Source organism: Streptomyces sp. NPDC005866, assembly GCF_040629895.1.
GTDB lineage: Bacteria > Actinomycetota > Actinomycetes > Streptomycetales > Streptomycetaceae > Streptomyces.
In genome coordinates this window covers 43,969-67,761 of record NZ_JBEXWP010000002.1, presented here as the reverse complement: position 1 = coordinate 67,761, position 23,793 = coordinate 43,969, and the positions used below count along the sequence as shown (strand labels likewise).

The following is a 23,793-nucleotide window of genomic DNA, read 5'->3' as shown; positions in this document are numbered from 1 at the left end:
TGACTACCGTCAGGCGACAGCGCCGCCGCGGCCGCCCATGAGGCGCGGCAGGATGCGGAAGCCGATACCGCCGGCGATCATGGTGGCGGCGCCGACGATCAGGAAGGTCGTCTGCGCTGCACCCGTCTCGGCGAGCTGGCCGCCGCGACCCTGGGCCTGGGTGTTCGCGGTGTTCGAACCGGTGTCGGTGAGGGCGGAGGAGCCCGCCTCCTGCGCGGAGGTGCCCGAGTTGCCATCGGTGCCGGTGTTGTTGTTGCCGCTGCCGTTGTGGCTGCCGCCACCGGTGCCGGCACTGCTGCCGTCGGACGGGGTGTCGCTGGTGGGCGCCTCCGTCGGCTCGGTGGGCTCCTCGGTCGGCTGGGTGGGCTCGTCCGAGGGCGCGGGCGAGGAGGCCGGCGGGCTGCTCGGCGGCTCGCTGGAGGCCGGCGGGCTGGACGGCGGCTCGCTGCTGGCCGGACCGGTCGGGATGACGGTCGGGTCGGCACTGCCGAGGTTGACGTTGGCGTGTACGCCGGTCCCGTCGGCCTCGACGCCGATGGAGAGGGCGGAGGCCGCACCGGCGGCCGTCAGCGAGGCACCGGCGGCGATCACGGCGCCGGCGGCTATCCGCGCGACCCGGATCCGCGTCTTCTTGGTCATCTGGTTGCTACCCCCAGTAGCTGAATGTCAGGTTGGCGGCGCTGGGGCCGTGCTCGACGGAGGCAGCTACGCATGAGGCCCCCGGTTCACATGCGCCCCAGAGATACGCATGCCACGCTTCACCCTTCCCATTTTTCAAAGCAACGTCAAGGCCGTTGCGGGCGCGATGTCCAGTTGCGCGCCGAATGCGAGGAGTTGAAGCCTGTGAGTGTGATGTAAAACCCAGACACAACCCTGACATATGAGAACTGCCGCCACGGGGGCGGCAGTTCCGGGTCGGCCGACTCACCGTGGGCAAGTCGACAAAGTTACTTCTCCTGCTGCTTGCGCCAGCGAATTCCGGCCTCCAGGAAGCCCTCGATCTCGCCATTGAAGACGGCCTCGGGGTTGCCGACCTCGTACTCCGTGCGCAGGTCCTTGACCATCTGGTACGGGTGCAGGACGTACGAACGCATCTGGTTGCCCCAGGAGTTGCCGCCGTCGCCCTTCAGGGCGTCCATCCTGGCCTGCTCCTCCTGCCGGCGCCGCTCAAGGAGCTTGGCCTGGAGGACGTTCATCGCGGTCGCCTTGTTCTGGATCTGCGACCGCTCGTTCTGGCAGGAGACGACGATTCCGGTGGGGAGGTGGGTGAGGCGCACCGCGGAGTCGGTGGTGTTGACGCCCTGACCGCCGGGTCCGGAGGACCGGTAGACGTCCACCCGCAGCTCGGACTCGTCGATCTCGATGTGGTCGGTCGTCTCGACCACAGGGAGGACTTCCACACCCGCGAAGGAGGTCTGGCGCCGCCCCTGGTTGTCGTAGGGCGAGATCCGCACCAGCCGGTGGGTGCCCTGCTCGACCGAGAGCGTCCCGTAGGCGTACGGCACCTGCACGGCGAAGGTGGTCGACTTGATGCCGGCCTCTTCCGCGTACGACGTCTCGTAGACCTCGGTCTTGTAGCCCTTCTGCTCCGCCCAGCGCAGGTACATCCGCTGCAGCTTCTCGGCGAAGTCGGCGGCGTCGACGCCGCCCGCTTCCGCTCGGATGTTCACGAGCGCCTCACGGGAGTCGTACTCCCCGCTGAGCAGCGTCCGCACTTCCATCTCGTCCAGCGCCTTCTTGACGGCGGCAAGCTCGGAGTCGGCCTCGGCGCGGGTGTCCGGGTCGTCCTCCTCCTCGGCCATCTCGAACAGCACGACAAGATCGTCGATCCGCCCGCGCAGCGCCTCCGCCTTCCTGACCTCGGCCTGGAGGTGGGAGAGCTTGCTGGTGATCTTCTGCGCCTCGTCCGGGTTGTCCCACAGGGACGGCGCGGCCGCCTGCTCCTCGAGCACGGCGATGTCTGCCCTCAGCTTGTCGAGGTCCAGAACGGCCTCGATCGACTCCATGGTCGAGGAGAGGGACTTGAGCTCTTCGGATACATCGACGACTGCCACGCCTCCCAGCGTAACGGCTCCGCCAAGCATGGAGTGCCTGCCCACCCGCGCCCGCCCACTCACCCGCCCGGCTCGGCAGGGGGCGGAGCGGGCGGGAAAACAGAGGTGGCGGACCGAAGGTCAGGGCGTCGACGTGCTGTGCGTGTCCTGGGGAGGGGAGCTGTCGCCCGACGTCGCCAGCCACGCGCCGACGCCCACCACCGCCGCCACCACGACCCCGGCCACGCCCAGCGTCACCCTCCGCCGCCGCGCGGCCGCCCGGTGCCGTGCCGAGCCCGGTCGCGGCGCCCCCGCCGCCCTCGGCGCCCTGGCCGTGCCCCTGGCGCCGCCCGCGAGCTCGTCCGGCCCCGGCACCCTCATCGACGTGTGCGTGTCCCGGTTGGAGTCCGGCTTCGCGCCCGGCACCAGGGAGACGGCCCCCCGGCGCCGTACCCGCTGCTCCTCCGCGGGCGGAGCGGCGGCCGTCTCCTCGTCCGTCTCCTCCGGCGCCTCGGTCTCCGGCTCGTCGACGTCCAGCGGCGGCATCCCCACCAGCATCGGCAGCTGCTCGCGCAGCCGCGTGGCCAGCTCGGACGCCCGCAGCCGGGAGGCCGGCGCCTTCGCCAGGCACTGCACGAGCAGCTGCCAGAGTTCCTCGGGGATGCCGGGGAGGGGCACGACCGTCTCCGTGACATGGCGGCGGAGGACCGCTCCCGGGTGGCCGCCGCCGAACGGTGTGAAGCCCGCCAGCAGCTCGTACAGGACCGTCGCCAGGGCGTAGATGTCCACGGACGCGCGGGGCGGCAGGCCCTCCACGATCTCCGGGGCCAAGTAGTCCGGCGTGCCGATGATCTTCGTGGCGCGCGTCCGCTTCGGGGAGTCGATCAGCTTGGCCACGCCGAAATCGGTCAGAAGGGCGGGGTGTGAGCCGCCGGGGCCGAGGGGACCCTGCATGTCGAGCAGGACGTTCTCCGGCTTCACGTCCCGGTGGACCACGCCCGCCGCGTGCGCCGCCGCCAGCCCGTCCGCGACGTCCGCGACGATCGCCACCGCCGCCTCGGGCGCGAGACGCCGCTCCCGTTCCAGGCGGGTGCGCAGGTCGGTGCCGCGGACCAGGTCCATGACGAGGGCGAGGTCGTTGCCGTCGACGACCAGGTCGCGGACGGACACCACGTTGGGGTGCTCAAGGCCCAGCAGTGCCGTGCGCTCCTGTACGAAGCGGCCCACCAGCTCCTCGTCGGACGCGAGATCCTCGCGCAGCAGCTTGACGGCGACGGGCCCCTCCGGCCCCTCGCCCAGCCACACCGTGCCGGCGCTGCCCCGCCCCAGGATCTGGTGGGCGGTGTACCGGCTGCCGATCTTCCGTGCCAAGGCTGCTCCTACAGACGCGTGTTGCCGACAAAAGTACGCGTCCGAAGAGCCAACCTTCACCACGGAGGCGGAATTCACCCGCCAGGTGTCGACAAATCCCCAGAGTCGCGGTCAGTTGCCGTTGCCGGAGGAGGAGGAGGAGCCCAGCTTGTCGAACCAGTTGCCGACCTTTCCAGCCCAGTCGCTCAGCTGGGTCCAGTAGCCCCTGCCCTGCCCGACCCACGTGTGCAACGGGGTCAGGTCCCAGATCAGCCAGCCCGCGACGAACAGGATGACGACCATGAACAGGCAGCCCTTGAGGCAGCCGAGCCCGGGGATCCTCATCGGGTTGGCGCTGCGCCGACGCGGCTCGCGCGGGGCCCGCTGCGGCTCGGCGGGGGCGGCCGGGGGCGCGTAGCGCTGCTGCGGCTGCTGCGGCGGGGCGTACTGCTGCGGCTGGCCGTACCCGCCCTGGCCGCGCGGCTGCGGGCGGCGTACCGGCTGCTGCTGCGGGGCCTGACGCGGCGGCGCCTGCTGCGGCCGGGCCACCTGACGCTGCGGGCGGCGGCGCAGCGGGTCCTCGTTCGGGTCTAGGTACTGGATCTGCGTCTGCTCGTTGCGGTCGCGGGCCGCGCGGAGCTGGGTCTGCCAGGGGTGCGGCTGCTCCGGCTGCTGCTGGCCCGGCTGCCCCTGGGGCATCGGCGGCATGACGGCCGTCGGGTCGGCGGCGCCGGTGTTCGGCAGCACGGCGGTCGGGTCGGCGGCACCCACCGGACCGCCGGTGTGCGGGAGCACGCTGGTCGCCGCGTTCGGGTCGTACGAGCCGGCGGGTGCGCCGGTGTTCGGCAGCACCTGCGTGGGGTCGGCCGCTCCCGGTACGGCCGTGGGCGCCGGGTCGGGGGCCAGCAGCGCGCCCACCCCCTCGGCCGCGGCGATCTGCGCGGAGTTCGCGTGCACACCGACGCCCTCGGCGACGACGCGCAGAGCGCGCGCGAGGTTCTCGGCGCTGGGCCGGTCGTCGGGGTTCTTGCGCAGGCAGCGTTCTATGACCGTCCACAGCGGGTCGGGGACGGTGGACGGGCGGCGCGGCTCGGCGCTGAGGTGCTGGTGGAGGACTTCGAGGGCGCTGCCGCCGGAGAACGGCGGCCGGCCGGTGACCAGCTCGTACAGCAGGATGCCGGCGCCGTAGACGTCGACGGCGGAGGTCTGCGGGCGGCCCTCCGCGGACTCCGGCGCCACGTACGCGGGCGTGCCGACGAACTCGTGGGTGCGGGTCAGGCCCGGGGAGTCGGCGAGGCGGGCGATGCCGAAGTCGGTCAGCAGCGGGTGCATCTGGCCCTGGTACTGCTGGAGCAGCACGTTGGCGGGCTTCAGGTCGCGGTGCACGACGCCGTCGGCGTGGCTGGCGGCGAGCGCGTCGGCGATCTGGGCGGTCAGCAGCGCGGCGGCGACGGGTGTGAAGGGGCCGTTCTCGCGCAGGTAGCGGTGCAGGTCGGGGCCCTCGACGAGGTCCATGACCAGGGCCAGCAGATCGCCCTCGACGACCAGGTCACGGACCCGGACGATGTTCGGGTGGGTCAGCCTGAGCAGGACGGAGCGCTCCCGCAGGAACCGCATCACGACATCGGCGTCGCTGGCGAGCTCCTCCTTGAGGACCTTGATCGCGACGGTCTCCCCGGGCTGGCCGGGCACGGCCGCCTCGGCGCCCGCGGTCTCCCGCTGGCGGGCACGCCAGACGGTACCGGTGGCGCCGCGTCCGAGCGGCTCCTCCAGGAGGTACTTGCTGCCTACCGGCCGCACGTCATCCGCTCCCTGCTGCTTGCTGGTGTGTCCGGGCCTTGTGTCCGACCCACTGTAGTGCCGTGGTCCCTGGCACCGGACTGTCGTCCGGCTGTGCTTTCCCCTGCCCGGTAGGCAGCCGATAAGTGTTCCGGACCTATCCCCATACGTAGGCGTTCCCGCACTTGTTCGATGAGAAGACGCTCGCTTCGATCCGGTGGTTGCCGGGGCCGGACGTGACCGATCTCAACTGATCGCCCGCGCGATATTGGTCAGGCACTTTTGGGGGCAGAGCTGACCAATCAAGATCACTTACCAACGGGCCGGGGGCGCGTTGTCAGTGGCAGGTGCGAGGATGCGTGCGACAGCAGAACTGGCCGATGTGCTCGTGGCGGTGGGGGGAATTCCGCGCCCGCGCAGAAGGGACCGCTGACGGCGATGCAGATCCGGCTGACCGTCGTAGACCCGTTGGGCCCTGCCGCGCAGCGGGGCCGGGCCGTGAGCCGGGACGTGCTGGTGACGGCGCCCGCGGGCACGGATCTGGCCGCGGTGGCCTCCGCGCTGGCCTCGGCGGTCACGGGTGACGGCAGCGTGGGGGGCCGGGAGGCGAGCGGCGCCCCGGTCGTGCTGTACGCCGGGGCGGAGCGGCTGGACGCCCGCCGCCGCGTCCTGGGCGAGCCCCCGCTGGTAGACGGCGCCGTGCTGTCCCTGGGCGCGCCCGCCGCCCCCGAGCCGCATCCCGAGCTGGACGACGCCCCGGCCCAGCTGCATGTGATCGCCGGCCCGGACGCGGGCGGGGTGCACCTGCTGCACGGCGGCCAGATCACCATCGGCCGCTCCGCCGACGCCGACGTCCCGCTCGACGACCCGGACGTCTCCCGGCTGCACTGCGCGGTCACGGTCGCCGACGGCCGCGTCTCGGTCGCCGACCTGCACTCCACGAACGGCACGGCCCTGGACGGCACCCGCGTCACCGACCGCCCGGTCCGCCTCGCCCCGGGAGCGCTCCTGCGCATCGGGGAATCCGCCCTGCGGCTTACGCCGTCCGGGGGGCCTGGGGCCCGGGTGGGCACCGCACCCGACGGCGAGGGGTGCATGCGGGTGCTGCTCGGGGGTGAGGGCGCCGAGGGAGGCGATGCGGCCGACGGGACCGGCGGCCCCGGGGCTGGTGGGACCGACGGACCTGGCGGGGCTGCAGGCGGCGGCGGTTTCGCGAGCCCCGCGCGCGGGGCGACTGCGGCCGACGGTTCGACCACCCCGGCGGGCCGTACCCAACACGCCTACGGCACGGCGGGCTGGGGAGCCTCGGGCGGAGCGGCGGGAGGCCAGGATCACGGGCCGGTGGAGCCACCGGTCGTGCCCGCACAGGGGGACGCGCCGAGGATCGAGAGCCGCAGTGGACTGCCGACGGCCGGTCAGGACGGCGGCTCGCCGCAGGCCGGGCGAGGAAACGAACTCCCGGCCGGGGCGGGCCACGACGGCGGGGACGGAACGCAGACGACCGGCCCCGGGCACGAGCCCTCGTCGGCCGGCCACGGAGACGGACCGCAGACCGCCGACCGCGGGGACGGAACGCGCGCGTCGGGACCCGCGCACAAGCCCTCGTCAGCCGGGCGCGGGACCGGACCGCAGCCTGCCGGCCCCGGGCACGAGCCACCCACGGCCGGCCGCGGGCACGAGCCCTCGTCGGCCCGCAGTCGCGGCGGGCTGCCCGGCCCACGCGACGGTTCCCCCGCCACGCAACGCTCCGGCGACACCCATGCCGGCCGCTCCGGACTTCTCGCCGGCCCCGGCGCCCGAAGCGGCCCCACGGGGCCTGCGTCCGGTCCGAACGCCCACAGCCGCCCTTCCGGCCCTGCGTCCGGCCCGGGCGCCCCCGGCAGCTCTACGTCCGGCCCAGGCGCCCGAAGCGGCTCCGCCGGGCCTGCGTCCGGCCCCAGCGCCCACAGCGGTCCTACCGGTCCTGCGTCCGGCCCGGACGCCCCCGGCAGCTCTACGTCCGACCCAGGCGGCCCTACGTCCGGCCCAGGCGCCCGAAGCGTTCCCGCCGGGTCCGCGACCGCCGATCCGGCGGCAGCGCACCACCGGCCCTCCCCGGACAGCGCCCTGCCGACCGACGGCGCCTCCGACGGTCCCGCCCCCTTCGGCAGGCGCAAGGGCACCCCCCTGCGCGGCACCGACGCCCCCGCCCTCCCTGGCGCCCGCAGGCGTGGCAGCCTCGGTGCCTGGGCGCGGCGGCTGGCCGGCGGGCGTGGTGAGGCCGCGTCGGCCGCCCACGGCGAGCCCGCGGCCGAGGACGGCGGCACGGCGTCGGCCGGTGTCCCCGCCCAGCCCGAGACCTGGCCGGATCCCGCCGCCCTGCTGCTGACCGCGCTCGGCCCCGGCCCCCGCCTCTGGGAGCGCGGCCCCGGCCACCCGGAGACACTCACGGTCCGGCTCGGCACGGCGGACCGCCCGGCACCCGGGGGCCCGGGACTGCTCCCGGCCGTGCCGGTCACCGCGGACCTGCGCGAGGCCGGCGCCCTCGGCCTCGCGGGCCCGCGCACCCGCCTCGCGGGCCTCGCCCGCGCGGTACTGGCCCAGCTCGCCGCGCTGCACTCCCCCGATCTGCTGGAGATCGTCCTTATCAGCGCGGACCGGGCCCGCCCCCTGGAGGAGCGCACGGCCGAGTGGTCCTGGCTCGGCTGGCTCCCGCACGTCCGCCCCGGGCACGGCCAGGACTGCCGCCTCCTGCTGGCCTACGACCGTGAGCAGGCCGCGGCCCGCGTGGAGGAACTGCTCCGCAGGGTGGAGGACCTGTCGGCTCCCCGACGGCCGGCCACCCCCTCCGACCGCCCGCACCTGGCCCGTACGGCAGCGGACGCCCCGCCTGCCGAGGCCGCCCACCGCCCTTCCTGGGCCCGCGACGCCCTCGACGAATTCGGCGCCGACGACGGCGAGGGCGGCAAGGCCGGCTTCCGGGGGCCGTACACCGTGGTCGTCGTGGACGGCGATCCCGGGGGCTCCGCGCTGCGTGACGCCGTGGCGCGCCTGACCGTCGCCGGACCGCGCGCCGGAGTCCATGTGATCTGCCTGGCGGAGACGGCACCCACCTCGCCCGCCTCGCCGGTCCCCCGGACCTACGAGGCGGCGTGCGCGGTGACGCCCACGTTCCGGGAGTGCGGGGCCGTGGCCCTGCTCAGCGGGGACGTGGCGACGGCGCTGCATCTGCTGCGGGTGGCCCGCGCCGACGCGGCGGCTCCCCTCGGTCCCGGCACCCTCGCCGCGGTGGACGCGGTCTCCCCCGCCTGGGCCGAGCGGTTCGCGAGGGCGCTGGCTCCGCTCCGCCCCGACGGCCCGGCCGGCGAACGGCACACGCGCGTGGCCACCCCGCTCCCCCAGTCCGCCCGCCTGCTGGACGAGTTGGGGCTGGCCCGGGCCACCCCGGCGTCGCTGATGGCCCGCTGGGCGGACGCGGCCGACGACACCGAGTCGCTGGGCGGCCGGGCCCGTGCGGTGCTCGGCGCCGGGCCGCGCGGCGCGCTCGGCGCCGACCTGGTGGCCGAGGGACCGCATCTGCTGATCGAGGGCCCGCCCGGCAGCGGCCGTACGGAGCTGCTGCGGGCGATGGTCGCCTCGCTGGCCGCCGCCGAGCGCCCCGACCGGCTCGGGATCGTCCTGATCGACGGCCGCGACGGCGTGGTCACCGGCGCCGGCGCCGGACCCGGCGAGGGCCTGCGGGTCTGCACCGACATACCGCATGTCACCACCCACCTCACCGCCAACGACGCCGTCCGGATGCGGGAGTTGGCGCAGTCGTTGAGCGCCGAGCTGAAGCGGCGGGCGGAACTGCTGGGCCGCTCCGACTTCACCGACTGGCACGCCCAGCGGGAGATCTCGGGCCGTATCGTCGCCCAGCGCACCCGCCCCGCCGCCTCGGGCGCCGCCGACATAGAGGCACCGCCGAGTTCGACGCTCCGGCTGCGCCCGTCGGCCGGCGCCGCCGCCCGCCAACACACCGAGGCATCCCCGCCGTTGCCCCGCCTGGTCGTCGTGGTCGACGACCTGGACGCCCTGGTCTCCCCCGCCCTCGGTTCACCGGGCCGACCGGCCGCCGGTTCCGTGATGCGGGCGCTGGAGGCGGTGGCGAAGGAGGGCGACCGGCTCGGCGTCCACCTGATCGCGGCGGCCGGCACGGGCGGCCGTACGGCGGAGACGGAACCGGCCCGGCGGGCCACCCTGCGCATCACCCTGGACCCACCGGCCGCCGGCCCCGACGAACCGGCCCCGGGCCGCGGCCGCCTGACCACACCGGACGGCCGCACCACGGCGTTCCAGGCGGGCCGCGTCACAGGCCGCATCCCCCGCACGGCAACCCAACGCCCCACGGTCGTCCCCCTCGACTGGCCCCGCATGGGCGACCCCCCGACCCGCCGCCCGGTCCGGGAACTGGGCAACGGCCCGACGGACCTGGCCCTGCTGGCCAGCGCGGTGGAGAGAGCGGCAAGGGAGGTCTCGGCGGCGGAGGTCCCCTCGCTGCTGTGAGCGGGGGTCACTGATCACGAGGTGATCACGATCCCCGGTCCTCACCTGTACGCACCCTTGCCGCGCAAGCGGCCCCCGCGTACACCGGAGCCCACGGGACAGAGTTCTGACGTTCAACGAGGAACGACGAACGGGGAAGTGATGCGCGCCATGAGCAACGCAGTCCGGACACGCAGGGCCCTCACGCCACTGGCCGCACTCCTCGCGGCAGCCCTCGCGCTGACCGCGTGCGGAGGCGGCGACGGCAAGAAGAAGGACGCCAACGGCACGGAGAGCAGCGCCAGTACGTCCGGTTCCACCCTCACCCTCCCGAAGCTGGACGGCACCACGCTCGAGGTCGCCGCCGTCTGGACCGGGCAGGAGCAGAAGAACTTCAAGCAAGTGCTCGCGGAGTTCGAGAAGCGCACCGGTGCGAAGGTCACCTTCGTGCCCGCCCAGGACCCGATCATCAACTTCCTCGGTTCGAAGATCGCGGGCGGTCAGCCGCCGGACATCGCGCTGCTGCCGCAGCCCGGCGCGATCAAGCAGGCCGTGCAGAAGGGCTGGGCGAAGCCGCTGAACGCGGACGCGGTCAAGGAAGTGCAGAAGAACTACTCGCAGGGCTGGCAGGACATCGGCAAGGTGGGCGGCAAGCAGTACGGCGTCTACTACAAGGCCGCCAACAAGTCGCTGATCTGGTACAACGCCACGGTCTTGGAGAACGCGGGCGCCAAGGAGCCAAAGACCTGGCAGGACCTGCAGACGACGGCGCAGGCGGTGTACGACTCGGGCGTCACCCCGTTCTCCGTCGGCGGCGCCGACGGCTGGACGCTGACCGACTGGTTCGAGAACGTCTACCTCTCCCAGGCTGGCCCGGAGAAGTACGACCAGCTCGCCCAGCACAAGATCAAGTGGACCGATCCGTCCGTGAAGCAGGCGTTGACCACGCTCGCCCAGAGCTGGGGCAAGAAGGGGTACATCGCGGGCGACGCGGACGGCGCGCTGCAGACGGAGTTCCCGGCCTCGGTCACCCAGACCTTCACCGGCGGTGCCCAGCCGAAGGCGGCGATGGTCTTCGAGGGCGACTTCGTGCAGGTCAACATCGGTGAGACCAAGGCGAAGGTGGGCACGGACGCCAAGGTGTTCCCGTTCCCGGCGGTCGGCTCCGCCGCGCCCGTGGTCTCCGGCGGTGACGCGGCGGTCATCCTGAAGGACTCCAAGGCGGCGCAGGCGCTGGCGACCTTCCTGGCCTCCCCGGACGCGGCGACGATCCAGGCGAAGCTCGGCGGCTATCTCTCGCCGAACAAGAACGTGCCGAACTCGGCGTATCCGAACGAGGTACAGCGCAAGATCGCCCAGTCCCTGATCGCCTCCGGTGACGACTTCCGCTTCGACATGTCCGACCAGGCCCCGCAGGCGTTCGGCGGTACCCCGGGCAAGGGCGAGTGGAAGGACCTCCAGGACTTCCTGAAGAACCCGAAGGACGTCGCGGGTACCCAGGCGAAGCTGGAGAAGGACGCGGCGGCCGCCTACGGCAGCGGAAGCTGACCCGGCGATGGCCGCACCCGCAACCACGGCCCCCGCTCCTCCCGGCCGCCGCAAGACCGTGACCGGCACCCGCAGGACCGTGGCGTTTCTCTTTCTGCTCCCCGCCCTGGTGCTGCTCGGCGCGCTCGTGGTCTACCCGATCGGGTACTCGCTGATCCGCAGCTTCTACAACGCCTCCGGAGACGGTTTCGCCGGCTTCGACAACTACAAGGCGATCTTCACGGACGACGGCATCCGCACCGCCCTGAAGAACAACATCATCTGGGTGGTGTTCGCGCCGACGGTCTCCACCGCCCTCGGCCTGATCTTCGCGGTGCTGACCGAACGGATCCGCTGGGGAACGGCGTTCAAGCTGGTCGTCTTCATGCCGATGGCGATCTCGATGCTGGCCGCCGGGATCATCTTCCGGCTCGTCTACGACCAGGACCCGGACAAGGGCGTCGCCAACGCGGTCTGGGTCGGTGTCCACGACACGTTCGCCCAGTCCTCCGCGTTCCCGAACGCCCACCCGGGCCGCGAGTCGCCCCTGAAGCCGGACCAGGGCGGCTTCGTCACCACGGCAGCCGTACACATCGGGCAGACCGTCACCCTCCCCCTGGTCGGCGTCGCACCCGACCAGATGCCCGGCGGCGCGAAGAAGGCCGTGGCGGCGAAGCCCGACCCCGGGAAGATCAGCGGCACCGCCTGGCAGGACTTCACCCGCGGCAAGGGCGTCGGCAGGCTCGGCGCTCCCGACCCGTCCGAGCTCGGCTACGACGGGATGCGCATCGAGGCGGTGAAGAACGGCAAGGTGGTGGCATCGGCCAAGGCCGCGGCCGACGGCACCTTCACCCTCCCCGCCGCCGCCGACGGGGCCCTGCTGCGCCTGCCCGCGAGCAACTTCAAACAGCCCTACAACGGCGTGGACTGGCTCGGCCCGTCCCTTGTCACGCCCGCCATCATCGGGTCGTACATCTGGATGTGGGCGGGCTTCGCGATGGTGCTGATCGCGGCCGGGCTCGCGGGCGTGCCCCGGGAGCTCCTTGAGGCGGCGCGGGTGGACGGGGCGACCGAGTGGCAGGTGTTCCGCAAGGTCACCGTGCCGCTGCTTGCGCCGGTGCTCGCGGTCGTCACCGTCACTCTGATGATCAACGTGCTGAAGGTCTTCGACCTCGTGTACATCATCGCGCCGGGCTCCTCGCAGGACGACGCGAACGTGCTCGCCCTGGAGCTTTACCGCAAGGGCTTCTCGGAGGGCCAGCCGGGCATCGCGAGCGCGATCGCGGTGTTCCTGCTGCTTCTCGTGATCCCGGTGATGTGGTTCAACGTCCGCAGGCTGCGACGGGAGGAACGGCGATGAGCTGGCTGCTGGAGAAGATCAACGGCGGTCTGGTCCGTGTCTTCCTGATCGTCGTCGGCCTGTTCTGGCTGGTGCCCACGATCGGACTGCTCGTCTCCTCCCTCCGCTCCCCGGAGGACATGAGCGCGAGCGGCTGGTGGAACGTGTTCACCAAGCCGTCCCAACTCACCTTCGACAGCTACCAGAAGCTTCTTGAGAACGGCGACATCACCAACTCCCTCTGGAACACGGTCCTGATCACCGTCCCGGCGACGGTCCTGGTCGTGATCATCGGGGCGCTGGCCGGTTACGCGTTCGCGTGGATGGAGTTCCCGGGCCGGGACTGGTGGTTCCTGATCGTGGTCAGCCTGCTGGTCGTCCCCGTCCAGGTGGCGCTGATCCCGATCGCCGAACTCTTCGGCAAGATAGGCCTGTTCGGGACGATCTTCGGGGTGGTCCTCTTCCATGTCGGCTTTGGTCTGCCGTTCGCGGTGTTCCTGCTGCGGAACTTTTTCGCGGAGATCCCGCGCGAGCTGCTGGAGGCGGCCCGCCTCGACGGCGCCGGTGAACTGCGGCTCTTCACCCGCGTGGTGATGCCGCTCGGCGGGCCGGCGATCGCGAGTCTGGGCATCTTCCAGTTCCTGTGGGTGTGGAACGACATGCTGGTCGCGCTGGTGTTCACCAAGTCCGGCACCCAGCCGATCACGGTGGCGCTCCAGACCCAGGTACGCCAGTTCGGCAACAACATCGACGTCCTCGCGCCCGGCGCCTTCATCTCGATGGTGATCCCGCTGGCCGTGTTCTTCGCGTTCCAGCGGCAGTTCGTGACCGGAGTGATGGCCGGCGCGGTCAAATAATCGCACAGGACATACCAAAGAAGGGCGAGCCGGCCATCGGCTCGCCCTTTGCCGTTCACGGAACTTCCCCCGCATGACGTAGGGAACCGTAACCAAATCACTCCATTGGCCGTTCCCGGGCAGAACGCCCGCGCCGACCGACCCATGGATGCCCCTTGCCCAGGTTCAGTGTCATTGTCCCCGCGTACAAGGTCCGGGCGTATCTGCCCGAGTGCCTGGACTCGGTGCTCTCGCAGTCGTATCCCGATCTCGAACTGATCGCCGTCGACGACTGCTCACCGGACGCCTGCGGCACGATCATCGACGAGTACGCAGCCCGCGACGCGCGCGTACAGCCCGTGCATCTGCCGGAGAACCAGGGCCTGGGCGGCGCCCGCAACGCCGGGATGGAGCATGCGCGCGGCGACTACCTGATCTTCCTGGACAGTGACGACACCCTCACCCCGGACGCCTTGCGGGCGATCGCCGACCGGATCAAGGAGACCGGCGAACCGGACGTGCTCGTGTACGACTACGCGCGGACCTTCTGGACGGGCCGGGCGGAGCGCAACAAGGCCGCGGCACAGCTGACCGAGCAGGGACCGGCGCCCTTCCGGCTCGAAGACCGGCCCGGCCTGCTGCGGGTGCTCATGGTGGCCTGGAACAAGGCGTACCGGCGGGAGTTCGTGGAGGAGAACGAATTCGCGTTCCCGCCCGGGTACTACGAGGACACCCCCTGGACCTACCCGGTCCTGATGACCGCCGAGTCCCTGGCGACCCTGGACCGGATCTGTGTGCACTACCGGCAGCGACGGCAGGGCAGCATCCTCGGCACCACCAGCCGCAGCCACTTCGACATCTTCCAACAGTACGACCGTGTCTTCGCGTTCCTCGAGGAGCGGCCCCAACTGGCCCACTGGCGGCCGGTGCTGTTCCGGCGGATGATCGACCACTTCTCGACGGTGTTCACCAGGCGGGAGCGGCTGCCCCGCGGCACCCGCGCCGAGTTCCTGCGCAGGGCCCGCGCCCACTACCGCCGTCACCAGGCCAAGGGCACCCCGGTCCCTCCCCCGCTCTCGGCTCCGCTCGAGCGGGGGCACTCCCACCGCACCCGGCTCCGCCACGGCCTCGTCCACTACGGTCTGCACCGCACCTACCGCGCCCTCCAGCTGGCGCAGTCGGCCGGCCGCCGCTCGGTCAAGGCCGGCGTCAAGTTCGCCCGGGGCCTGCGCTCGGCCCTCCACCAGCTGCACTACCGAGTCCAGCTGCGCCTCCCGCTGCGCGCCGACCGCGCGGTCTTCGCCGCCTACTGGAACCGCGGCCACAGCTGCAATCCGGGCGCGCTGGAAGCGGCGTTCCGAAGCCACGCCCCGCACATCCGCACCGCCTGGATCGCCCACCCCGAGCACCAGCACACCATCCCGCCGGGTCCGCGCCGGGTGCGCCCGGGTACCTTCGGCTACTGGACCGCGCTGGCCCGCTCCAAGTACCTGGTGAACAACGTCAACTTCGACCGGCGGCTGCGCAAGCGTCCCGGCCAGGTGTTCGTGCAGACCCAGCACGGCACCCCGCTCAAGCACATGGGCCTGGACCTCCAAGAGCACCCGGCGGCCGCCGCCGACACTGACTTCGAGGAGCTCCTGCGGGGCGTCGACAAGTGGGACTACGTCCTGTCCGCCAACCGCCACACCACCCTGACCTGGGAGCGCGTCTACCCGGGCGGCTACACCACCCTCGAATACGGCTATCCGCGCAACGACGTCTTCCAGCAGGCCACCTCGGCCGACGTGACCCGGATCCGCGAGTCGCTCGGCGTCCCCGAGGGCACGGTCGCGCTGCTGTACGCGCCCACCCACCGCGACTACCGGCGCACCCAGCGCGCCGCCCTCGACCTGGACCGGATCGTGCGCCGGCTCGGCCCGCGCTTCGTGATCCTGGCCCGCGCCCACTACTGGCACGGCGGCCCGCTCGCGGCAGGGGGGCGGGTGATCGACGTCAGCGACCACCCGAGCGTGGAGTCCCTCTGTCTCGCCTCGGACGCGCTGATCACCGACTACTCGTCGATCATGTTCGACTACGCCAACCTGGACCGCCCGATCGTCGTGCACACCGAGGACTGGGACGCCTACCACGCGGCCCGCGGCACCTATTTCGACCTGCGCTCCACCCCGCCCGGCGCGGTCGCCCGCACCCAGGACGAGCTGATCGACATCTTCGCCACCGGCCACTGGCGCGGCTCCCGCTCGGCGCAGCTGCGCGCCGCGTTCCGGGAGCGGTTCTGCCGGTACGACGACGGACGCGCCGCCGAGCGGGTCGTACGGCATGTGGTGCTCGGCGAGACGGCCGGGCTGCCGGAGTTCATCCCGCTGGACGAGCGGCACCCCGTGCCCTCGGCGGCCTCGGGGCTCACCCACTCCCCGCTCGCCACCGTTCCGCAACCTTCTGGTCATCTGCCCGTCACCGAGGGCCACTGAACGCCGTTTGCCTTTCAGGGAGTTTCCTCATGCCCCCGAACACCTCGCGGCCCACTCCGTCGCGGCCGTCCACCTGGCGACCCACGGGGAGGCCGGGCCGCATGGACACCTGAGAAAGAGCAGCATGCCCCGCTTCAGCATCATCGTCCCGTCCCACGAGGTCGCCGGCCGGCTGTCCCAGGCGCTGGACTCGGTCCTCGCCCAGTCCTTCGGCGACCTGGAGCTGATCCCGGTCTGCGACGCGCCCGACACCCCGGCCGCCGCGGTCGCCGCCGGATACGCCGAGCGGGACTCCCGGGTGGCCCCGGTGCACTCACCGCCGTCCGCCGGGCTGAGCGGGGCACGCAACACCGGGATGCGAGCGGCGAACGGCGCGTATCTGCTGTTCCTCGACGGCGACGACGTACTGGTCCCGGGCGCGCTGGCGCTGCTCGACGCACGCCTGGCCGAGACCGGTGACGTGGACGTGCTGTACTTCGAGCACGAGCGGGCGCCCTGGTGGGAGGGCGAGCCGGCCAACCCGGCGGCGCCGCTGCTGGCAGGCACCCCGCAGGGCGCCTTCGCCCCGGACGAGGTCCCCGCGCTGACCGGCGTGACACTGCCGGCGTGGAGCGCGGTCTATCGCCATACCTTTCTTACGGACAGTCGGCTGCTGTTCCCCGACGGGCACTTCACGGACCTCGGCTGGGGCGGCCTGACCTGCCTCGCCGCCGGCCGCGTCGCGGTACTGCGTTCGGTGGTCGTACGGCACCGGCTGCGCCGGCAGGGCAGCCGGCTGAACCTGCCGGGCCCGCACCAGCGGGAACTCCTCGACCAGGTGGAGCTGGTGCTGGCGCGGGCGTTCGCGGCGGGCCTCCCGGGCGAGCGGGCGCGGCCACTGTTCGAGCAGGTCTTCGAGGTCGTGCTGAGGACGGCCGCCCGCCCGGAACGGCTGCCGTCCGGACACCGGGCCTTCTTCCGGCGGGCGGGATGGCTGCACCGTACCTACCGCCCGGCCGGGTTCCGGATGCCGGGCGGAAGTCCGGGGATCCAGCACCGGCTCCTCGCGGCGGGCGCGTACACCGCGTTCCGGGCGCTGCGCGTGGCCAACCGGGCGGTGTCCGGGGCGGCCGAGCGGCTGCCCCGCCCGCACCTGCCGCTCACCCGGCTGCGCTACGCCCTCGACCTGCGCCGCCCGCTCGACCAGAATCTCGCCGTCTACTGCGCCTACTGGGGCCGCGGCTACGCCTGCAACCCGGCCGCGATCCACGCCACGGCCCGCCAACTCGCCCCGCGGCTGCGCTCGGTGTTCCTGGTCGAGGCCGGCCAGGAACACACCGTGCCGAAGGACGTCGAGTACGCGGTGATCGGCAGCCGCCAATACTGGCAGGTGCTGGCCCGCGCCAAGTACCTCGTCAACAACGCCAACTTCGCCGAGGGAGTCGTCAAGCGGCCCGGCAGCGTGCATCTCCAGACGCAGCACGGCACCCCGCTGAAGAAGATGGGCGTCGACCAGTCGACGTACCCGGTGGTCGCCGCGCGGACCGGCAGCTTCACCAAACTGCTCGGCCGCGTCGACCGCTGGGACTTCAACCTCTCCTCCAACCGCCACTCCACCCAGACCTGGGAGCGCGCCTTCCCGGGGTCGTACGAGGCGCTGGAGTACGGCTATCCGCGCAACGACGTCTACTACACGGCGTCCGCCCACGACGTGATCCGCGTCCGCCGCAGCCTGGGCGTCCCGGACGGCAGGACGGCCGTGCTGTACGCCCCCACCCACCGTGACCACCACACCGGTTTCGAGCCCGGCCTCGACCTGGAGGCGTTCTGCGAGGCGGCCGGCGAGGACGTCGTCGTCCTGCTGCGCGCGCACTACTTCTACGACAGGGGAGCCCTCGCAGGCACCGGCCGGATCATCGACGTGACCTCGCACCGCTCCGCCGAGGACGTGTGTCTCGCGGCGGACGCGCTGATCACCGACTACTCCTCCATCATGTTCGACTACGCCAACCTGGACCGGCCGATCGTCGTGTACGCCGACGACTGGGAGGTCTACCGGCAGACCCGGGGCGTCTACTTCGACCTGATGGCCGAGCCGCCGGGCCCGGTCGCCCGCACCCCGGAGGAACTGGCCCGGATCTTCCGCGAGGGTTCCTACCGAAGTCAGGAGTCCAAACGGCTGCGAGCCGAGTTCCGGGCCCGTTTCTGCCAGTTCGACGACGGTCTGGCCGCCGAACGTGTCGTACGACGGGTGTTCCTCGGTCAGCCGGAGGAGGCGCTTCCGCCGCTGATCCCCCTCGCGGAACGCCTGCCCGCCCCGGCCGCCGCGTCCGTGATGACTCCCTGAAACCGCGACCTCGTGACACGCGACTTCGTGACTCCGTGACTTCGTGAGGAGCTGACCGTGCCCCGATTCAGTCTGATCGTGCCCTGTTTCAAGGTGCAGGGCTTTCTGCGCGAGTGCCTCGACTCGGTCCTGGAGCAGTCCTTCCACGACATCGAGGTGATCGCCCTCGACGACCGCTCCCCGGACGGCTCCGGCGCGATCCTCGACGAGTACGCGGCCCGCGACCCACGCGTGCGGGTCCTGCACCTGCCCGAGAACGTCGGCCTCGGCCGCGCCCGCAACGCCGGACTCCCCCACGCCACCGGCGACTTCCTCTTCTTCCTCGACAGCGACGACACCCTCACCCCGGGCGCGCTGCACGCGATCGCCGACCGGCTGGCCGAGACCGGCGACCCGGATGTGCTGGTCTTCGACTACGCCCGCACCTACTGGTGGGGCGGGACCCGGCGCAACGCCCTCTCGGAAGTCCTCGGTGCGAGGTCAGATGTGTTCACGGCGGCCGAACACCCCGAGATCCTCGAGCTGTTGATGGTGGTGTGGAACAAGGTCTACCGGCGAGACTTCATCGCGGAGAACGGCTTCCGGTTCCCGCCGGGCTACTACGAGGACACCCCATGGACCTTCCCGGTCCTGCTCGGCGCCGGCCGGATCGCCACCCTCGACCGGATCTGCCTGAGCTACCGCCAGCGCCGTCAGGGCAACATCCTCTCCACCACCAGCCGCAAGCACTTCGACATCCACGACCAGTACAGGAGGGTGTTCGAGTACGTCGACTCACACCCGGAGCTGGCGAGCTGGCGGCCGTATCTGCACCGGAAGATGGGCGAGCACTGCCTGGACATCCTCGCCAAGCCGGACCGGCTGCCGCCCGCCGCCAAGGGCGAGTTCTTCCGGCGTACGGCGGAGCTGTACCGGGCGTACCGGCCCGAGGGTGCCGACCTCGGTGTGCTGGGCGGCTCGTACATGTCGTACCGGCTGAGGCAGCAGGCCGGGCGGATCGGCCGGGAGGGCGGGCGGCGGGCGCTGCGGGTGCGGCGGGTGCGGCGGGCGGCGTGGGCACGCGCCCGGCGCACGCTGACGGGACTGGGCGGCCACCGCCCGCTGGACGAGCAGCTGGTCCTGTACTCGGCGTCCTCGCACCGGGGCCTGCTGGGCGACCCGGCGGCCGTCTACCGCAAGGCCCGGGAGATCGCGCCGCGGCTGCGTGGCGTCTGGGTGGTGAGGGACGAGGAGGTGGCGGCGGCCCTGCCCGCCGGGGTGGAGCACGTGCTGCTGGACTCTCCGGAGTACCTGCGGCTCACCGCCCGCGCGAAGTTCTTCGTGAACGACGTGAACTGGCCCGGCACGCTGGTGAAGCGGCCCGGCAGCGTGCACATCCACACCCACCAGGGCACCCCGCTCAAGTACATGGGCGCCGACCTGCTGGGCAAGCCCGGCGCCCGGCTCGGTCTCGACGTGCCGCAGATGCTGCGCCGGGCCGACCGCTGGGACTACAGCCTGGTCGCCAACCGTCACTCCGAACTGGTGTGGGAGCGGGCCTACCCCTGCCACTTCACGTCGGCCCGCACGGGCAGCCCACGCAACGACGTGCTGGTCAGGGGCGGTCCCACGGACTTCCGGGCCCGGTACGGCATCCCGGCCGGCCACACGGTCGTGCTCTACGCCCCGACCCGCCGCGACTACGTACGGAGCGGTCATGTAGACCGGATCGATCTGGCCCGGTTCGCCGCCGACCTCGGCGAGGGCCACACCCTGGTGGTCCGACTGCATCCGACCCTGGCGACCGGTCCGGCGCGCGGGATGGGCCTGGCCGAGCTGCACCGACGCGGGATCGTGGTCGACGCGACAGGCGAACCGCACGCCGAGGAGGTCATGCTGGCCTCGGACGCCCTGGTCACGGACTACTCGTCCGTCATGTTCGACTACGCCAACCTGGACCGGCCGATCGTCGTGCACGCCGACGACTGGGCCGCGTACACCGCGAGCCGGGGCGCCTACCTCGACGTCACCGCCGAGGCACCTGGCCATGTGTCGTACTCCTACCAGGAGTTGGCGGGGCTGTTCACCTCGGGCGGCTGGCGGGACGAGGAGTCGGCGCGGCTGCGGGCCGACTTCCGGTCCCGTTTCTGCGAGTTCGACGACGGACGGGCCGCCGAACGGGTCGTACGGACGCTGCTGCTCGGCGAGTCGATGCCGGCTGCCGGTGCGCGGGTACCGGAACCGGCCCCGGGTCACGATCTGCTGGCCTCGACATGAGACCGCGCACCTGGGTGCTGGTCCTGGCCGCCGTGTTCGCGGTGCTGCAACTCGCCAACGTCACCGGCCGGGACACGCCCGACTCCAAGAACTACGTGTCCTACGCGCTGAGCCTGGGCGGTGCGGACCGCCGGGAGGCGGCGGCCGGGACGGTCGACTGGGCGTGCGCCGGCAAGGCGTCGGCGGCGGAGCGCGCGCAGAGCGTGAACGTGGTGCGCTTTCATGCGCCAAGCCCGGCGGGGAGGGTCTTCGCGGAGTGCAGGCAGGACGAACTTCGGCGCGTGGAGCGCCGGTGGGCGGCCGGGCAGACGGACGGGCACATCGTGCCCTTCGTGGGCCCCCGGCTGCGGGCGATCTTCGAGGTGCGCCCCGGCTATCCGGTGTTCCTGCTGCCGTTCGTCACCGTGTTCGGGGTGACCTGGGGAGTGTGGCTGGCGAGTGTGCTGGTCACGGTCGTGGGCGGGGTGCTGGCCTTCCTGGTCCTGCGGACGGTGTCGGTAACGGTGCCGCTCGCGCTGACCGGCCAGGCGCTGTACTACGTCCTGCCGGTGGGCACGACCGCGATGCGGCCGATGACCGAGGGCCTGATGCTGGCGCTGACCCTGACGGCGGTGTGGGGCTGTGCACTGGCCCTCACCCGTCGGGCGCGGGCGGGAACGGCACTGGTGGCCGGCGCTCTGCTCGCGCTGTTCGCCGTGAAGCACGCACAGGCGCTGTTCCTCGGGGTGTGCCTGGCCGGGGCGGGAGCGGTGGTCGCCGTGTCGCGGCGACGGCACGGCCGGGCGGCCGGGCGCGGGGTGGTGGCGATCGCGGCGGCGGGCTGCGCGGCGGCCGTCGGCACGCTGGTACTGGCACGGATGCTGCGCTATCCCTCCGAGTCGGAGAGCCTGCAGGACCTGCTGACCAACCACTACACCCACCCCGACCGGGTCCGCCCCTGGCCGGAGTTCCTCCAGCTGGAGTGGGAGTTCTGGGCGGAGTGGCTGCGCCGGCAACTGCTGGCGCCGCTGTTCCCTGCGGCACTGGCGGCCGGGGTATGGGGAGCGCTGCGGCGGCCGGCCCTCGGAGTCTTCCTGACGGCGGCCGCGGGCACCGGGTTCCTGACCCAGGCCGGGCATCCGGACATCAACATCTGGGGCGACCGGCTGATCGTGCTGGCATGGCTGCTGCCGGTGGTGGGGGTGCCGTTGCTCCTTGAGCCGCTGGTGCACCGGATGGTTCCCGTTCCCGTGCAGGGCTCACTCGATGAGGTGAGCGACGGGGGTCTGTCGGAGGCTCACTCGATGAGGTGACGGGCGGCAAAGCCGCCGGGACGCCACCGGGGCGGGCGGGAACACTCGGCAAATGGTCCGCCCTGTCCGTTCTCTCCGGTGAGCACCGGCGCCCTGGTCCGGCGCGCCGCGCGCGGCTCCACCGCCCTGCGCGGCGGCCGCGCCCGCAGACTCACCCCGCACCAGCTCTTCGGCCTGCTGTTCTGGCTGCTGATGACCCTGGCGTACTGGCGGGTGCCACCGTGCTGCGAGGCCGCGCAGCACGCTGCGGTGGTGGAACGACTGCGGGCGGGCCTGGCGGACGCCACCGCGTCTCCGTACGTGCTCGCCCAGGACGCGCTGGCACGGCTGACCGGGCTCAACGGGTGGCAGCTGCTGCGGGTGTGCGGCCCGCTGAACCTGCTGGTGCTGGTGACGGGCCTCGGCCGGCTGGTCCGCGTCCTGACCCTGCGCCCTTGGGCGCCGGTGCTGGCGCTGACCTTCGTGTCGGTGCTGTGGGGCACTCGGCCGGCGTGGGGCGGGGGCTCGCTGGCCCTGTTGCCGTTGACCGGCAGCCTCGGCCATCCGTCCGCGTTCGCCCTCGGCCTGACTCTCTGGGCCTGGGCCCTGACCGGCGCCCGGGCCCGTGATCTGCGTCCGGTGCGCTATGTCGGCCCGAGCGGCCTGCGCAGCCTCTCCGGCTACATGGCGCTCGGGGTGGTGTACGGGGTGGTGGCGCTGATCGACCCGGCGCTCGGCGTGGGGGCGACGGCCGGAGCGGTGGCGTTCGTGGCGGGATGGCAGCGGGGGTGGCGGGACGCGGTGTGGGGGCGCTGGGGGCTGATGTGCGCGGCGGCGGCCGGGGTGATCGCCTTCGGGACGCACGCGCGGGTGCTGCCACATCCGTACGGGATGTATGAGGCGTACGAGGCACACGGGCCGTACGACGGGGTGGCCGGGCAGTGCTGGCTGGCGCTGCTCGGGGTGCCGGCGCTGTGGCTGCGGGCACGGCGCGCGTCAGCGCAGGCGAGTGGGCAGACGTCTCGGCAGGCGAATTGGCGGGGGGATCAGCGCGGAGCTCGGCGGGGGGATCGGGTCGCGGGTTCGGCCACGGGATGGGCTGCGGCTTGGCGTGATCCGCTCGTACTGCTGTTCGCTGTGGAGTCCCTGCTGGCCTGGTACGGCGGCGGCCGTCACGGCTTCGGTGAGCTGCTCGGGCCGGCCCTTCTGGCGCCGCAGTGCGCCCTCGCGGTGGAGCTGGCGGCGGAGCGGCCCTGGCCGGGCTGGCGGCAGGTGCTCGGCTGCGCCACGGCCGGCGGGGCCTGCCTGGGCTTTCTGGCCGCGCAGGCCGGAGCGGTCGTACCGCGCTCGATGGACCCGGTCGGCTTCGTCCAACCGCCGCGCTGGCCCTCGTACGACTGGGCGGCCCAGCACATCGGCCCCGGGGAACCGGTGGCCACGGACGCCTACTACGCCGTCCGCCTGCTCCCCGGGTACGGCATCGAACTGGCCGACGCCCACGACCAGCGCCCCCGGGTGCGCTGGCTGCTGCTGACGCGGCGGGAGCGGCTGCCCGGGGATGCGGTGGTCGTGGCCTGGAGCCCGCGGACCGGGGAGGTGCTCGCGCGGCTCACCCGGACGAGGACGTACCGGTGAGTGCTCGACCGACTACTCGGCTGACTACGCGGTTACCTACTCGACGATGAGCTCGACCGGGATGTTGCCGCGGGTGGCCTTGGAGTAGGGGCAGTATTCGTGGGCCTGGTGGACCAGCTTCTCGCCGGTCTCGTTGGCGAGCGCCTCGGGAAGCTCGACACGCAGGGTGACCTTGAGCGCGAAGCCGCCGTCGGACTCGTCCTTGCCGATACCGACCTCGGCGGTGACGGAGATCTCGCCGGTGTCGACCTTGGTCTGGCGGCCGATGGCGCCCAGGGCGCTGGCGAAACAGGCGGCGTAACCGGCGGCGAAGAGCTGCTCGGGGTTGGTGCCCTGGCCATTGCCGCCGAGCGCGGGCGGGAACGCGAGCGCGAGGTCCAGCTGTCCGTCCGAGCTGACCGCCCGTCCCTCCCGGCCGGTGGCGGTGGCGGCTGCGGTGTAGAGCGCGTCCATGGAAGACCATC

At 72.5% G+C, this 23,793-nt stretch carries 14 protein-coding genes; 9 read left to right on the top strand and 5 right to left on the bottom strand.

Going from position 1 to position 23,793, the window contains the following annotated elements:
- Positions 1-9: 9 nt before the first annotated feature.
- The 4 genes from ABZ396_RS02685 to ABZ396_RS02670 all read right to left on the bottom strand — a co-directional run bounded on the left by ABZ396_RS02685 (position 10) and on the right by ABZ396_RS02670 (position 5,183).
- Positions 10-639, bottom strand: coding sequence for a hypothetical protein (locus tag ABZ396_RS02685; protein WP_358922370.1), 630 nt, complete (start codon positions 637-639; stop codon positions 10-12).
- Between the two features lie 308 nt (positions 640-947).
- Entirely contained in the window at positions 948-2,054 is a 1,107-nt protein-coding gene (prfB, locus tag ABZ396_RS02680) for a peptide chain release factor 2 (protein ID WP_358922372.1), read from the bottom strand.
- Positions 2,055-2,174: 120 nt separating this feature from the next.
- The gene (locus ABZ396_RS02675; RefSeq protein ID WP_358922374.1) at positions 2,175-3,404 is read right to left on the bottom strand and encodes a serine/threonine-protein kinase; all 1,230 of its coding nucleotides are present in this window, start codon (positions 3,402-3,404) and stop codon (positions 2,175-2,177) included.
- A gap of 111 nt (positions 3,405-3,515) precedes the next feature.
- Positions 3,516-5,183 (bottom strand): serine/threonine-protein kinase, encoded by a 1,668-nt coding sequence (locus ABZ396_RS02670; protein WP_359183691.1) that lies wholly within the window; start codon positions 5,181-5,183, stop codon positions 3,516-3,518.
- A gap of 417 nt (positions 5,184-5,600) precedes the next feature.
- On the opposite strand from ABZ396_RS02670, the gene ABZ396_RS02665 reads away from it, so the two are divergent.
- From ABZ396_RS02665 to ABZ396_RS02625, 9 genes are all read left to right on the top strand, one after another.
- Positions 5,601-9,686 carry an FHA domain-containing protein gene (locus tag ABZ396_RS02665; protein WP_358923378.1) on the top strand — a complete coding sequence of 1,362 codons (4,086 nt, stop codon included), beginning with the start codon at positions 5,601-5,603 and terminating at the stop codon, positions 9,684-9,686.
- A gap of 141 nt (positions 9,687-9,827) precedes the next feature.
- Positions 9,828-11,213 carry an ABC transporter substrate-binding protein gene (locus tag ABZ396_RS02660; protein ID WP_358923376.1) on the top strand — a complete coding sequence of 462 codons (1,386 nt, stop codon included), beginning with the start codon at positions 9,828-9,830 and terminating at the stop codon, positions 11,211-11,213.
- A gap of 7 nt (positions 11,214-11,220) precedes the next feature.
- Positions 11,221-12,552 (top strand): sugar ABC transporter permease, encoded by a 1,332-nt coding sequence (locus ABZ396_RS02655; protein WP_358923374.1) that lies wholly within the window; start codon positions 11,221-11,223, stop codon positions 12,550-12,552.
- Positions 12,549-13,388, top strand: a complete 840-nt coding sequence (locus ABZ396_RS02650) for a carbohydrate ABC transporter permease (RefSeq protein WP_358923373.1) — start codon at positions 12,549-12,551, stop codon at positions 13,386-13,388. Before ABZ396_RS02655 ends, ABZ396_RS02650 begins: the two co-directional genes overlap by 4 nt.
- A 155-nt stretch (positions 13,389-13,543) precedes the next feature.
- Positions 13,544-15,841, top strand: a complete 2,298-nt coding sequence (locus ABZ396_RS02645; RefSeq protein ID WP_358923371.1) for a bifunctional glycosyltransferase family 2 protein/CDP-glycerol:glycerophosphate glycerophosphotransferase — start codon at positions 13,544-13,546, stop codon at positions 15,839-15,841.
- 124 nt (positions 15,842-15,965) lie between these two features.
- Entirely contained in the window at positions 15,966-18,167 is a 2,202-nt protein-coding gene (locus ABZ396_RS02640) for a bifunctional glycosyltransferase family 2 protein/CDP-glycerol:glycerophosphate glycerophosphotransferase (protein WP_358923370.1), read from the top strand.
- A 57-nt stretch (positions 18,168-18,224) separates the two neighbouring features.
- Positions 18,225-20,423, top strand: coding sequence for a CDP-glycerol glycerophosphotransferase family protein (locus ABZ396_RS02635; RefSeq protein WP_358923368.1), 2,199 nt, complete (start codon positions 18,225-18,227; stop codon positions 20,421-20,423).
- Positions 20,420-21,715, top strand: coding sequence for a hypothetical protein (locus ABZ396_RS02630; protein WP_358923366.1), 1,296 nt, complete (start codon positions 20,420-20,422; stop codon positions 21,713-21,715). Before ABZ396_RS02635 ends, ABZ396_RS02630 begins: the two co-directional genes overlap by 4 nt.
- Positions 21,716-21,793: 78 nt before the next feature.
- The gene (locus ABZ396_RS02625) at positions 21,794-23,329 is read left to right on the top strand and encodes a hypothetical protein (protein WP_358923364.1); all 1,536 of its coding nucleotides are present in this window, start codon (positions 21,794-21,796) and stop codon (positions 23,327-23,329) included.
- A gap of 36 nt (positions 23,330-23,365) precedes the next feature.
- Here ABZ396_RS02625 and ABZ396_RS02620 read toward each other — a convergent pair whose 3' ends face one another.
- Complete coding sequence (locus ABZ396_RS02620) at positions 23,366-23,782, bottom strand: organic hydroperoxide resistance protein (protein ID WP_358923362.1); 417 nt, start codon at positions 23,780-23,782, stop codon at positions 23,366-23,368.
- Positions 23,783-23,793 lie beyond the last annotated feature (11 nt).

What these genes read in the sequence shown, in the direction of transcription:
- ABZ396_RS02685 (WP_358922370.1), bottom strand. Translation starts at nt 639, where the DNA reads ATGACCAAGAAGACGCGGATCCGGGTCGCGCGGATAGCCGCCGGCGCC.
- ABZ396_RS02665 (WP_358923378.1), top strand. Translation starts at nt 5,601, where the DNA reads ATGCAGATCCGGCTGACCGTCGTAGACCCGTTGGGCCCTGCCGCGCAG.
- ABZ396_RS02660 (WP_358923376.1), top strand. Translation starts at nt 9,828, where the DNA reads ATGCGCGCCATGAGCAACGCAGTCCGGACACGCAGGGCCCTCACGCCA.
- ABZ396_RS02655 (WP_358923374.1), top strand. Translation starts at nt 11,221, where the DNA reads ATGGCCGCACCCGCAACCACGGCCCCCGCTCCTCCCGGCCGCCGCAAG.
- ABZ396_RS02650 (WP_358923373.1), top strand. Translation starts at nt 12,549, where the DNA reads ATGAGCTGGCTGCTGGAGAAGATCAACGGCGGTCTGGTCCGTGTCTTC.
- ABZ396_RS02640 (WP_358923370.1), top strand. Translation starts at nt 15,966, where the DNA reads ATGCCCCGCTTCAGCATCATCGTCCCGTCCCACGAGGTCGCCGGCCGG.
- ABZ396_RS02630 (WP_358923366.1), top strand. Translation starts at nt 20,420, where the DNA reads ATGAGACCGCGCACCTGGGTGCTGGTCCTGGCCGCCGTGTTCGCGGTG.
- ABZ396_RS02620 (WP_358923362.1), bottom strand. Translation starts at nt 23,782, where the DNA reads ATGGACGCGCTCTACACCGCAGCCGCCACCGCCACCGGCCGGGAGGGA.